This is a genomic window from Mesorhizobium sp. M0058, from assembly GCF_040323095.1.
Taxonomy (GTDB): domain Bacteria; phylum Pseudomonadota; class Alphaproteobacteria; order Rhizobiales; family Rhizobiaceae; genus Mesorhizobium.
In genome coordinates, this window is the sequence record NZ_JAMYUQ010000011.1 from 166056 (window position 1) to 178128 (window position 12073).

Here is a 12073-nt window from a genome sequence, read left to right on the forward strand (position 1 = left end):
CGACGCGCTTTAAAGTCTTTGTTTAATGCATGTCGTTGTCCCACAACCGCGGCACTTCTGGGCGACATGCATGAGTGCCCGGGTCTAGGCACGGGCGATCAGTCGATATTCGGTGTTATTGGCGCGTCGATTACCACTTCCGCCCGTTCAGTCAGACGCTATGCTGCTGACCGTGACACCAAGGCGCGCGTTCGTGATGAAGCAAAGTCAACACCGCTTGCATGAGCGGATGACCATTCGCGGCCACCTCGAACCCGCGTCCTTCCTGCCCTGGATCATGCGCCATGCGGCCAAGCTCGGTCTCGCGCACCACATCGCTCATGCAAGCACCGATCGCATCGAACTCGATATTGCCGGTGCGGCGGAACTGATCGACATGATGGAGATGGGATGTTCGCTTGGGCCCATTGAAGTCTGGGTCGAGACGATCGACCGCGCGCCTGTCGAGCAAAAAAACATATAGCTTTGCGTGTGGTTACCCTCCGTTTGCACTTAATTTAATCAATATTGCAATTGCGAAATAATTATGCATACGTCAGCCGCATCGAGCGGTTCGCCAACTCCTTGCGCCGGCATCTCTCTGGTCGGGAAACAGTAGTATCAGTACGGAAAGTAAGGTCATGCTGTCCGACAAGACGGACACCTGGGTGCCGGTCGCCCTTACCCAGGATCTGCCAACAGGACAGGTAATGCCGGCGCGGACGCCCGCCGGTCCCATTGCCCTCTGGCGAAGCCAATCGGGGCGCTTGGCGGCATCGGCCGATCGCTGTCCGCATCGCGGTATGCGCCTCTCCCATGGCTTCGTGCGCGGCGAGGCGCTCTCCTGCATCTATCACGGCTGGACCTATTCGCAGGCCGGTCAGTGTCTGCGCATTCCTGCCCATCCCAGCCTCACGCCGCCGGAGACGATTCGCGTCACGACCCGGTTGGTCGAAGAGGCCGGCGGGATCATCTGGGTCGCTGATGGAGAGCCTGACGGCAAGCCACCCCTTTTTGAGGGTTACGTCCCGCTCCGTTCATTGACGGCCCGTGCCGGACATTCGGCGCTCTCGGTCGCTGCCGGTACGAAGGCCACCGTTGAAGGATACGTCTGGCAGGCGCCCGGCGCGCCGGCAATTCGCCTGCTGCCTATCCCGCAGGAAGCCGGCGAGACGCTGATCCACGTCCTTGTTCCAGCCGATTGCGATGCGTCCGAGCGCATCGCCGCCTCGCGAGCCGCCGAGAGCCTTCGGCGCATGGCCGAAGGGATCGAGGCGAAAGGGGCTGTGCCATGATCGACGATGCGATGCGCGATGAATGGTATCCGGTCGGGCTTTTCAGCCGGCTCGACCGCTATGGGCGCGAGACCACCCTGATGGACGAGCCGATCAAGGTTGCGCTCGACGCCAATGGCGCGGCGAAAGTGACAGGCGAAAACGGGCGCGTGCTGCCGGTTTCGGTGCGCTATGGCCATATCTGGTCGTCGCTCGGCGAACCGAAGAAACCGGTCTTTCCGATTCCCGAGGCAGACCAACCCGGGCGCCGCTTCGTCGATGTCGGCGTGGTGCGGGTGCGCTGCTCGCCGCTCCGCGCCGTCGAGAACTTCCTCGACATCGCGCACTTCCCCTTCGTCCATACCGACATCCTCGGCTCGGAGCCACATACCGAGGTCGAAAACTACAAGGTCGAGATCCGCGAGGAAGAGGACGAGGTCTGGGCGACCCAGGTGAAGTTCTACCAGCCGCAGGCGGCGAAATCCGCGAGTGGAGGTATCACGACGGAATACATGTACCGCGTGCCGGCCCCGACCTGCTCAGTCCTCTACAAGACCTGCCCGCCGCGCCCGGGCGAATGGGATGTCATTACGCTATTCGTCCAACCGCTTGCCGAGGATCTCTGCGACGTCTGGCCGTGGATGGCGCTTTTCGATGACGAGACGCCACAGACCGACCTCATCCATTTCCAGCAGACGATTTTCCTGCAGGACCGCTCGATCCTCGAAAACCAGATCCCGCGTCTTCTGCCGCTCGATCCCGGTATGGAAATCCCGACGCGCGCCGACTTGACCTCGATCGCCTATCGCCGCTGGCTGAAGCGCCACAATTATACCTACGGCGCGCAATTGGTGGCACAGTGAAGCTTTACGACTACATCCTCTCCCCAAGTTGCTACAAGGTGCGCCTGATGGCGACGCTGTCAGGTGTGAAGCTCGAAATCCGCCCGGTCGACTTCCATCCCGGCGCCGAGCATCGTGGCCCCGAGCTTATGGCGCTTAATCCGGGAGGCTCCATCCCGATCCTTGAAGACGGCGACCTGATCCTGACCGAGTCTTCCGCCATGCTTGGCTATCTCGCCGCGAAGGCAGCACCGGCCTGGCTCGGCAGCGGCGCCCCCGAGGAGACGGCGCGCATCCAGCAATGGCTTTCCTTCTCGCACAGGCTGACCGCCAACCTCGGCGGCGCGCGCCTGCATGAGATGCTGCTGCGTCCCGGTGACATCGGTGCGCTTCAGGCCAATGGCATAGCGGCACTGCGTGAGCTGGAAGCCGGCCTCTCCGAACAAAAAATGCGTGGCGATCGGTTTCTCGCATCCGACCGGCCGACGATTGCCGACATTGCTTGCTTTCCCTATGTCGCGCTCGCGCCCGACGGTGGCGTTTCCCTCGATCCGTATCCCACGATCCGGCTCTGGTCGCGAGCGCTCCGCAGCCTCGACAATTTCATCGAGATGCCCGGTATCCACCGGCTGCACGAGTTGAAGCCCGAACCGCGACCCATACCGGACGAGGCGTGAGGTGACCGGCTATCTCCTGAAGAATTGCGCAGCGGTCATCACCGACGAGGGCAGGGGTCCGAGCGTCCGGCGCAATGTCGATGTGCTGACGAATGGCCCGCAGATCGAGGCAATCGGGCAAGGCCTGCACAGAAGCGAGTTGCCGGCCGGTACTGTCGTGCAGGACGCCGACGGCTGGTTCGTCTATCCCGGCCTCGTCAACACGCACCATCACTTCTTTCAGTGCTTTGTGCGCAACCGTGCCGACCTCGACTGGACGAAGCTGTCGGTCATCGAATGGCTCGACCGGATCTATCCGATCTTCTCCCGGCTCAACGAGGATTGTTTCTACCACGCCTCGATCACGGCGATGGCAGAGTTGATAAAGCACGGTTGCACGACGGCCTTCGACCACCAGTACAATTTTCCGCGCCATGCCGGAAAACGGCTCATCGACCGGCAGTTCGAAGCGGCCGACCTTCTCGGCATGCGTTTCCACGCCGGCCGCGGCGGCAACACGCTGCCAAAATCGGAAGGCTCGACCATTCCAGACGAGATGCTGGAGACCACGGACGAATTCATTGCCGACTGCGCACGCCTCATCGACACTTATCACGACACCAGTCCCTTCAGCATGCGTCAGGTCGTGGTCGCTCCCTGCCAGCCGGTCAACTGCTACCGCGAGACCTTCGTGGAATCGGTTTCGCTGGCGCGTGATCGCGGGGTGCGGATGCACACCCATGTCGGCGAGGGCGAAAGCCCGATCATCGAGGCCCGCCATGGCATGCGTACGGTGGACTATCTCGAGGACCTCGGATTTGCCGGCCGAGACACTTTCTATGCCCATTGCTGGGAGCTGACGCATGACGAACTGCGGCTGATGGCGGCGAGCGGCACCGGTGTCTCGCATTGCCCTGAGCCGGTCTATCTGGTGGGCGCGGAGGTGACTGATATTCCCGCCATGTCCGCCTTTGGCCTGCGCGTCGGTCTCGGCTGCGACGGTGCTGCCTCGAACGACAATTCCAACCTCATGCACTGCATCCATTCCGCCTACATGCTGCAATGCCTGGCGGCCTCGACGCGCGCTCATCCCGTGCCTGCGCCGGTCGGTTTCCTCGGCTATGCGACAACGGGCGGGGCCGCGCTTCTGGGCCGCAATGACATCGGCCGACTGTCGCCCGGCATGGCCGCCGACCTCTTCGCGATCGACACGCGCCGCATGGATTATGTCGGCACGCGCCACGATCCATTGAGCCTGATCGCCAAGGTCGGTATCGGCATGCCCACCGACATGACCATGATCAACGGCCGCATCGTCTGGGAGAAGGGTGCGTTTACCGGGCTGAACGAGGCCCGGCTTGCTGCGGACGCGGAAGCCGCCTTTGCCGCGGTGGAATTCTAACAACTTAAGACAGGGGAACTGACATGCTGAACTATCTGACCCGCAGAACTCTGATGAAGGGCCTTGCCGCGACAGGGCTTGCCGGCGCGCTTGGCAGCCGTCCCGCCTTTGCGGCCGACGAGCCGCTCGGTATCACGCTCGTGCTCCCGTCGCCGGTCGGCGATGTCGGCTGGGGCCATGCGCTCGCCGCCGGGCTCGAGCCGGTCAAGGCCGCATACGGCGACAAGGTGAAGATCACCGTCATCGAGAACATCGCCGAAGGGCCGGACGCCGACCGGATCATGAACAAGACCGTCGCCGACGGTAACAAGTTCCTGATCGCCGGCTCATTCGGCTACCAGAATGGTGCACTACAGATCGCCCGCCGCGATCCTGCGGTCACCGTGCTGCATGCCTCCGGCTTCCAGACCGCGCCGAATTTCTCGCCCTTCGCGGCGAAGTATTTCCAGGGCACTTACCTGCTCGGCATAGCCGCCGCAACTCTTTCCAAGACCGGCAAGGTCGGCTCCGTCTCGGCCTTCGCCATTCCGGAGCTGATCACCTCGATCAACGCATTTACGCTCGGCGCACAGACCGTAAATCCCGATATCGAGGTATCGGTCGTCTGGGTGAACTCCTGGTTCGACCCGGCCAAGGAACAGGAAGCCGCCAAGGCGCTGATGGCACAGAACTGCGACGTGATCTTCTCGAACGCGCAGGACACACCCTCCGTGATCTCGGCCTGCGAGGAGGCTGGCGTCTACGCGTTCAACCTCAATTCGTCGATGAAGAAATATGCACCGAAGAAATATCTCGGCTGCATCGCGACGGACTGGTCGCCCTTCTTCAAGGCTTCCGTGGATGCCCATCTGGCCGGAACCTTCAAGGGCGCCAACACCTTCCTCGGCGTCGCCGAAAAGGTGGTGGAGGTCGTGGACTGGAACTCAGATATCCCAGCCGACACGATGACGAAGATCAAGGAAGTGGCGGCGAAGATCGCCGACGGCAGCTTCTCGCCCTTCACAGGTCCAATCACCAAGGCCGACGGCAGCGAAGCCGCCGCCGCCGGTGCGACGATAGCGGATCCCGAGATCGTCGCGATGGACTGGCACGTCAAGGGTGTCACCACACCACTGCCGAAGTAAGTCATGACCCCGCCCCTTCTGTCGCTCCGCGGCATCTCGAAGAGCTACGGCCAGATCCGGGCCAACCAAGCCATCGATCTGGACGTGGCGCCCCAATCGATCCATGCGATCCTCGGGGAGAATGGGGCGGGCAAATCGACGCTGATGAAGCTCATCTATGGCGTTGAACAGCCGGACGAAGGCACCGTCGTCTGGAACGGAGAGCCTCTGCGCCTTGCCTCGCCGGCTGAGGCACGGCGCAGGGGCATCGGCATGGTCTTTCAGCATTTCTCGCTGTTCGAGACGCTGACTGTCGTCGAGAACATCCAACTCGTCGTCCCCGGCGGCAAGGCGGAGCTGGCGGCGCGCATCCGCAGCCTCGGCCAGGATTTTGGCCTTGAAGTGGATCCTCTCGCCGATGTGCACGCGCTCTCGGTCGGCGAACGGCAGCGGGTGGAGATCATCCGCTGCCTGATGACGGACCCGAAGCTGCTCATTCTCGACGAGCCGACCTCGGTCTTGCCGCCGCAGGCGGTGAAGAAGCTGTTCGACACGCTCAGGCGCCTTCGCGACCGCGGCGTGTCCATCCTGTTCATCTCCCACAAACTGGAGGAAATTCGCACGATCTGTGACCAGGCGACGGTCTTGCGTGGAGGGCGCGTTATCGGCACCGTCGACCCGCGCGACTATGATGCGCACGACCTCGCCCGGATGATGATCGGCCGCGACATGCCCGAGGTGATGCCCGCGTTGGCCATGCCCGAGGGGGAGAAGCGGCTGGAAATAATCGACATGGACTACACGCCGGACGACCCCTTTGCCACGCCGCTCTCCGGCATCAGCCTCACGGTACGATCAGGCGAGATTCTTGGCATAGCCGGAATATCGGGCAATGGCCAAGGCGAGCTTGCCGCGCTTATCTCGGGCGAAGCGATGCTGCTGAAGGAACAACGCGACCGGATTTACATGATGGGCCGCGACGTAGGCGCACTCGATGCGGCCGCGCGCAGGAGATTTGGCTTCGCCTTCGTGCCCGAAGACCGGCTGGGACGCGGCGCGGTCCCTGAAATGTCGCTCGTGCTCAACACCGTTCTTACCGCCCATCCTTTCGATCTCGTGAGGCGCGGCCTCATCAACAGCGCCGGAGCGACGGCTTTCACCAGCGAATGCATCCGTCGGTACGACGTCCGCGCCTCCGGCCCGGATGCCGAAGCGGGCTCGCTGTCCGGCGGCAACTTGCAGAAATTCATCGTCGGTCGCGAGATGATGCTGTCGCCAAAACTGCTTTTCGTGGCGCAGCCGACCTGGGGTGTAGACATTGGCGCTGCATCCGCCATCAGAAGGCGGCTCATCGCGTTGCGCAACCTGGGCGTGGCGATCCTCGTAATTTCCGAGGAACTCGAGGAACTTTTCGAACTCTGCGATTTCATCCAGGTGCTCCATCATGGAATGCTGAGTCCGCCTCTGGTCACGCGGGACACGCGCCCCGAAGACATCGGCAGATACATGATCGGAGCACATGCCTCGCCAGAGAAGGTTCCTGCATGAGCGTTTGGGCCGCGACGTTCCTCCCCGCGCTCGTCCGCCGGGAGCATGCCTCGCTCGTCGCGGCCATGCTGGCCCCGGCTGTCGCGCTTGGCATGGCGATCATCCTCAATCTGGGCCTTTATGTGCTGATAGGCCGAGATCCGGCGGCCGTCCTGTACGCGATGCTTCTCGAGCCGTTCCTCTCCTGGGCATCGTTTGCGGAGGTGCTGCTGAAGGCGGGGCCCCTTCTCCTCATTGCTCAGGGGCTGGCGATCGGTTTCCGCGCAAAAGTGTTCAACATCGGCGCGGAGGGCCAGTTTATCCTGGGCGCTATTTTCGCCTCGGCGATCCCCGTCTGGTTTCCGCAGGCGACCGGGCAGTGGATCTGGCCGCTGATGCTGCTTCTCGGTGCCCTCGGCGGTGCACTTTGGGCATCTATCACCGCCTTCTGGCGCGTCAGGCTCAATGCGAACGAGATCCTGGTCTCCCTGATGCTGAGCCTCGTTGCGGCGCAAGTCCTCAACTACCTGCTGCTCGGCCCATGGAAGGACCCGGCCGGCTTCAATTTCCCACAATCCGTCATGTTTCAGAACGACGCGATGGTGCCGACCCTGATCACCGGTACCCGCGTCAACGTCTCGCTGCTCATCACACTTGCGCTCTCGCTGGTGGCCTGGGTTTTCATGCAGCGAAGCTTCATGGGGTATAAGCTCAAGGTCGGCGGCCTTGCCCCGCTCGCGGCCGGTTACGCCGGCTTCAGCGAAGGGCGTGCGATTTGGCTATCGCTTCTGATCGGTGGCTTGGCGGCGGGACTGGCAGGCGCCGCGGAAGTCGCGGGTCCGCTCGGCCAGTTGCAGCGCTCGATCTCGACCGGCTACGGTTATGCGGCCATTATTGTCGCCTATCTCGGCGGCTTGCATCCAGTCGGCATCATCTTTTCCGCGCTCTTCATGGCTGTCCTCTATATCGGCGGCGACAATGCGATGGTGTCGGCAAACCTGCCGATCGCCGCCGTCCGCGTCTTCCAAGGCAGCTTGCTGCTCGCCTATCTCGGCGCTGTGGCCTTCGTGCGCTACCGCATCGAGTGGCGCCGCCCCCATCACCTGAGCCAGCCATGAACGCCGTCGAGTTCATTATTTCGGGCATGCTCGCAGCGGCAACCCCCTTTCTCCTTGCCGCACTCGGCGAGTTGGTGGTCGAGCGCGCCGGTGTTCTTAACCTCGGCGTAGAGGGCCTGATGGCCCTCGGCGCGGTGCTCGCGTTCATCGTCGTCTACCACGGCGGTGGACACCTGCTGGGGTTCGTTGCCGCCGGCCTCGGTAGCGCCGTCCTGTCCCTCGTCTTTGCAGTGCTGGCACTCGGATTCCGGGCAAACCAGGTCGCGACAGGCCTTGCGATCGGCATTCTCGGCCAGGGCCTTTCGGCGCTGTTCGGCAAAAGCTACGAGAGCTTGACGGTCAAGGGGCTCCCGAAACTTGCCTTTCCCGGCCTCTCGGAAATCCCGGTAGTCGGCAGGCTGTTTGTCCAGGACGTCGTCGTATGGCTTTCCCTTGCCGTGACGTTTGCGATCTGGGCGATGTTTGCCTATACGAGAGTCGGCCTTGTCGTGAGGGCAATCGGCGAGAATCCCAAGGCAGCCCATGCCATCGGCTATCCGGTCATCGCTATCCGTATCGCGGCCATAGCTTTTGGTGGCATGATGGCGGGTTTTGCCGGCGCCTATGCGGCGGCGGTGTACACGCCCCTTTGGGCGGACGGTATGATTGCCGGACGTGGCTGGATCGCGATCGCACTCGTTGTCTTTGGTACGTGGCTCGCTGGCCGCATTTTCCTGGGTGCCTGCCTCTTCGGTGCGGTTTCGCTGATGAGCCTCGCCGCCCAGGCGACCGGTCTGGACTTGCCATCGCAACTGCTTTCCAGCCTTCCCTATCTCGTTACGATCGTCGTGCTCGGTGTCATCTCGGCGGACCGCCGCTTGCTCAGGCTGAACGGTGTCGCCTCGCTTGGCGAACCCTTCGAACGTTAGCCAGGATGCAAAGTGGATTTGCGAAACTCGGCGTAAGTTGAAGAGATTCGAAACGCCAGCGGACGATCGGCATCCGATCCAAAGGGCAGAAACGCCAAACGGGGCGAAGGTATGCCCGCAAGGGTAGCGCTGACGCCGTCGACTGCGAGCAGCGGAACGAGCTCAACGCGCCGACATCGGTGGAGATCGTCGCGGGTTTCTTGGGTCGTCCCCTTTTCCCCAGTACGAGCCCCATTCTTGAGGGTCCATTCTGTCCACCTCAGCCTCGGGAAGCGGCTTCGCAAGATGACCTGAGGCATGCGCCCGGTAAATTCCCGCATGCGAGCACTCGTCCTGCCTGTCTAAGGTTCCGAGTCTAATCGCAAATCCTCGATTTTTTCCGCCAATCCCAAAATATATATTCCGGTCGCCGCAAGAAGCCATAACAACGATTTCCAATACTACCTATTCTTGCAGAAACTAAAAACGCTACACTCGCGTAATCATATTGGTAACGGATGCTGTTCAACCTGCGTACAGGCAACCAACACGGGGAGCGTCATTATGGATTTCTTTAAAAGTTTAACAAAGGCCTTGGCCGGTGGCGCGGTTACCGTGGCTTTGTGCTTTCCGGCTGGCGCGGGCGGGCTCAGTGTGGGCATCGGCGGCAGCGGTGGGGTGGGTGTTTCGGTCGGCGGCAGTGGCGGCGGGCTTGGCGTCGGTGTCTCGGTCGGCGGGAGCAAGGGCGTCAATGCCGGAGCGACGGTCGGAGGCACCAGCGGCACCACCGCCAGTGTCGGCGCCTCGGTTGGCAGCGGCGTTACCGCCGGCGCCGGCGTATCGGTCGGCACGGGCGTCGGGGTCGGGGTCGGCGCAACCGTCGGCAGCAGTGTCGGGGTCGGCGCCGGGGTCGGGGTGGGCAGTGGAGTGACGGCCGGGGTCGGCGTCGGCATTGGCACACAGACAACGTCCACCAGCCCTAGGGATCCCAACACGCCGGCGGTGCCGGCGCGGCCGGCGGTGGTTGCCATCAGCGCCATGTCGGCCGGCCAGATCGCCAAGATGAAAAAACGCTGCGCCAGCGTGCTCAGCGGCAAGGGCACCTACGACCGGGACCTGAAGGAGCTCTGCCGGATATTGGCGCGGCGCTGAGTACCGCAACATCGCATCTGCCGTGGGGCGTCAGTCTCTCAGCCAGCCACTGCCGCAAGGTGGCGGGCATTCTTAGGGGGTAGCTTTGCCAAGCGGTTCAGATTTTCGCGGAAAGGCGGAACCGCTCAGGCTGTGCGCTTTCATCGGCGGCATTTCGCATGGCTTGGTCGCCGAGCCGAAGGAAGCGCGCCGCCCGGTAGCGGCCTTGCGCTAGAGCATTTCGCCGAAACGGCGAACCGCTCTATCTGTTTGTTTTTACGAAATTCCCAAGGAAAGCGCGCACACTTTTCCTGGATTGCGCTAGCCTCTGCCGTCCGTCCGGTCACCCGTTTGGGCCGGCTCAAAGATTCACCTCTGGCCTTTTGTATCACCCGCTCTAGCTGCTTTGTGTTAGGCTCGTCATGTTAGCCTTGTCTTGCTGATGGAGGTTTTGATGGATCGGCGATCATTCTTGACAGCATTGTTCGGCGTTGCGGGGGCCGCGGCGCTTGCTACCGCGGTTCGGCCTCTCGAGGCCGTGGCCGGGGTTCCCAATATCGGTAACGGCATTCTCGATGAACTCGACAAGCAGGATGCCAATTTGTTTGATGACGACGAAGGCCCGGGCGATGTCGAGCAGATCTCGCATCGGCGATGGCACCATCGTCGCCACCACAGGCGGCATGTCTGGAGACGGCACTGCCGCACGTTCTGGCGGCATGGCCGGTTGCGCCGGCGCTGCTATCGCAGGCGCTCCTTTGTCGTCTTGCGGTTCTAACCGCGGCACGTTCCCGGATAGACCCTGCCCTGAGGCGCAAACACCAAACAGACCCATCCCGATTTGCATCGGGATGGGCTGGTTCAACTTTATCCAGCCACAGCTGCCACCGACTCCCGCTCGACCAGCGGGCATTCCAGCTTGGTGATGGGATAGCGGCCGCGGCCGGCAGGCGGCGGCACTTCGAGCTGTTCGATCGCCCATTGGCCCATCGCCATGTGCGGCAGGATCGATGTCGTCAGCGGCGGGAACAGATGGCGGGCGATCTCCTCGTCGTCATAGCCGACGACGGAGATGTCCTGCGGGATGTGCAGGCCCGCCTCCTTCAGCGCTTCGTAGCAGCCGATGGCCGTGCGGTCGTTCTGGCAGAAGATGGCGGTCGGGCGCTCTTTCAGCGCCAAAAGCTTCACGGTCGCGGCATAGCCGGCGCTCGCCGACCAGTCGCCCTCGACCACCAGTTCGGGATCGAACGGGATGTCGGCGGTGGCGAGCGCCCTGCGGTAGCCTTTCAGCCGGTCCTGCGCGGCCTGCATCCACGGCTCGCCGGTGATGGTGGCGATGCGGCGGTGGCCGTGGCCGATCAGATGCCGGGTCGAGTTCTGGCCGCCGGCGATCTCGGACGGCACCACGGCCGGGAAGGCATAATCGGCCGTGTAGCAGTTGAGCAGGATGACCGGTATGTCGAGGCCGTAGAGGAAGTCCGGCGCCGTGATCTCCCGGGTGAAGATGGTCATATAGATCAGCGCCGAGATGCCGCGCCTGGTGAGCGCCGCAACGGCGCGCGGCTCCATGACGGCGTCGCCCATGGTCTGAGCGACGAGCAACACATTGCCGGCGTTCCACGACGCCTGGCGCGCACCCTCGATGGCGACAACGGCTTCCGGGCTTGTCGCCAGCTGGTCGACAGCGAAACCGATGACACCGTCAAGTCCATCGAAGGCGGCAACAGGTTTGCGCAGCGCCGAGAAGGCGGGTGCTGCGTAGCCGAGCGCACGCGCGGCGTCGATCACCCGCTCGCGCGTCTGCTGCGACAGCCGGATGCCGGGCGAATCGTTGAGCACGAAGGAGACGGTCGCTTGCGAGCACCCGGCTGCCCTGGCGATGTCGGTCATGGTGACGCGGCCGCCCTTGGCGGCTCTCGCCGGCGCCTTGCGCCGCTTCGCCGTGCCGTCCGGATCCCTCGTCTCGCTCATGGCATTGCGTCCCAATCCCCAGCCTGTCTAGTCGCAAGCCTGCCACACCGACAAGATGGTGTCGCGCCGTCGACCAATGGAAATAGTCGAAGGCGTTTATCTTTATTAGCAGCTTTGAAGTCCCCCGCCATGCCGCTGCGGGCTCCGTGAAATTCAAGGACTGCAAGGCATCTGCTTGCGCGA

12 protein-coding genes are annotated in these 12073 nt (G+C 62.8%); 10 read left to right on the plus strand and 2 right to left on the minus strand.

From position 1 onward, the window contains the following. The first annotated feature begins 196 nt into the window (after positions 1 to 196). The 10 genes from NKJ75_RS20395 to NKJ75_RS20440 all read left to right on the plus strand — a co-directional run bounded on the left by NKJ75_RS20395 (position 197) and on the right by NKJ75_RS20440 (position 9940). Positions 197 to 463, plus strand: coding sequence for an acylphosphatase (locus NKJ75_RS20395; protein ID WP_023689148.1), 267 nt, complete (start codon positions 197 to 199; stop codon positions 461 to 463). A gap of 157 nt (positions 464 to 620) precedes the next feature. Next, complete coding sequence (locus NKJ75_RS20400) at positions 621 to 1274, plus strand: Rieske 2Fe-2S domain-containing protein (RefSeq protein ID WP_023744949.1); 654 nt, start codon at positions 621 to 623, stop codon at positions 1272 to 1274. After that, positions 1271 to 2116 carry an aromatic ring-hydroxylating dioxygenase subunit alpha gene (locus tag NKJ75_RS20405; RefSeq protein WP_352500100.1) on the plus strand — a complete coding sequence of 282 codons (846 nt, stop codon included), beginning with the start codon at positions 1271 to 1273 and terminating at the stop codon, positions 2114 to 2116. The genes NKJ75_RS20400 and NKJ75_RS20405 overlap by 4 nt, the downstream gene beginning before the upstream one ends. Beyond that, the gene (locus NKJ75_RS20410) at positions 2113 to 2772 is read left to right on the plus strand and encodes a glutathione S-transferase family protein (protein WP_352500101.1); all 660 of its coding nucleotides are present in this window, start codon (positions 2113 to 2115) and stop codon (positions 2770 to 2772) included. The genes NKJ75_RS20405 and NKJ75_RS20410 overlap by 4 nt, the downstream gene beginning before the upstream one ends. 1 nt (position 2773) lies before the next feature. Continuing rightward, positions 2774 to 4153, plus strand: a complete 1380-nt coding sequence (locus tag NKJ75_RS20415) for an amidohydrolase (protein ID WP_352500102.1) — start codon at positions 2774 to 2776, stop codon at positions 4151 to 4153. A gap of 26 nt (positions 4154 to 4179) precedes the next feature. Further along, positions 4180 to 5277, plus strand: coding sequence for a BMP family ABC transporter substrate-binding protein (locus NKJ75_RS20420; RefSeq protein ID WP_197031298.1), 1098 nt, complete (start codon positions 4180 to 4182; stop codon positions 5275 to 5277). A gap of 3 nt (positions 5278 to 5280) precedes the next feature. Then, positions 5281 to 6804, plus strand: coding sequence for an ABC transporter ATP-binding protein (locus NKJ75_RS20425; protein WP_023727824.1), 1524 nt, complete (start codon positions 5281 to 5283; stop codon positions 6802 to 6804). Then, positions 6801 to 7901: an ABC transporter permease gene (locus tag NKJ75_RS20430; RefSeq protein WP_352500103.1), complete on the plus strand. Its 1101-nt coding sequence runs from the start codon at positions 6801 to 6803 to the stop codon at positions 7899 to 7901. Before NKJ75_RS20425 ends, NKJ75_RS20430 begins: the two co-directional genes overlap by 4 nt. Next, positions 7898 to 8809, plus strand: a complete 912-nt coding sequence (locus NKJ75_RS20435) for an ABC transporter permease (protein WP_023710456.1) — start codon at positions 7898 to 7900, stop codon at positions 8807 to 8809. Before NKJ75_RS20430 ends, NKJ75_RS20435 begins: the two co-directional genes overlap by 4 nt. 543 nt (positions 8810 to 9352) lie before the next feature. Then, positions 9353 to 9940, plus strand: a complete 588-nt coding sequence (locus NKJ75_RS20440; RefSeq protein WP_352463463.1) for a hypothetical protein — start codon at positions 9353 to 9355, stop codon at positions 9938 to 9940. 445 nt (positions 9941 to 10385) lie between these two features. Here the strand turns inward: NKJ75_RS20440 and NKJ75_RS20445 are convergent, their stop codons facing one another. Continuing rightward, positions 10386 to 10640 carry a hypothetical protein gene (locus tag NKJ75_RS20445; RefSeq protein ID WP_198025848.1) on the minus strand — a complete coding sequence of 85 codons (255 nt, stop codon included), beginning with the start codon at positions 10638 to 10640 and terminating at the stop codon, positions 10386 to 10388. A gap of 146 nt (positions 10641 to 10786) precedes the next feature. Further along, on the minus strand, positions 10787 to 11890 hold the full coding sequence (locus NKJ75_RS20450) for a LacI family DNA-binding transcriptional regulator (protein WP_352500104.1): 1104 nt from the start codon (positions 11888 to 11890) through the stop codon (positions 10787 to 10789). Between the last annotated feature and the right edge of the window lie 183 nt (positions 11891 to 12073).

Bases quoted from the DNA above. Each gene is read 5' to 3' on its own strand.
- NKJ75_RS20395 (WP_023689148.1), top strand. From the start codon at position 197: ATGAAGCAAAGTCAACACCGCTTGCATGAGCGGATGACCATTCGCGGC.
- NKJ75_RS20400 (WP_023744949.1), top strand. From the start codon at position 621: ATGCTGTCCGACAAGACGGACACCTGGGTGCCGGTCGCCCTTACCCAG.
- NKJ75_RS20405 (WP_352500100.1), top strand. From the start codon at position 1,271: ATGATCGACGATGCGATGCGCGATGAATGGTATCCGGTCGGGCTTTTC.
- NKJ75_RS20425 (WP_023727824.1), top strand. From the start codon at position 5,281: ATGACCCCGCCCCTTCTGTCGCTCCGCGGCATCTCGAAGAGCTACGGC.
- NKJ75_RS20430 (WP_352500103.1), top strand. From the start codon at position 6,801: ATGAGCGTTTGGGCCGCGACGTTCCTCCCCGCGCTCGTCCGCCGGGAG.
- NKJ75_RS20435 (WP_023710456.1), top strand. From the start codon at position 7,898: ATGAACGCCGTCGAGTTCATTATTTCGGGCATGCTCGCAGCGGCAACC.
- NKJ75_RS20440 (WP_352463463.1), top strand. From the start codon at position 9,353: ATGGATTTCTTTAAAAGTTTAACAAAGGCCTTGGCCGGTGGCGCGGTT.
- NKJ75_RS20445 (WP_198025848.1), bottom strand. From the start codon at position 10,640: ATGCCGCCAGAACGTGCGGCAGTGCCGTCTCCAGACATGCCGCCTGTG.
- NKJ75_RS20450 (WP_352500104.1), bottom strand. From the start codon at position 11,890: ATGAGCGAGACGAGGGATCCGGACGGCACGGCGAAGCGGCGCAAGGCG.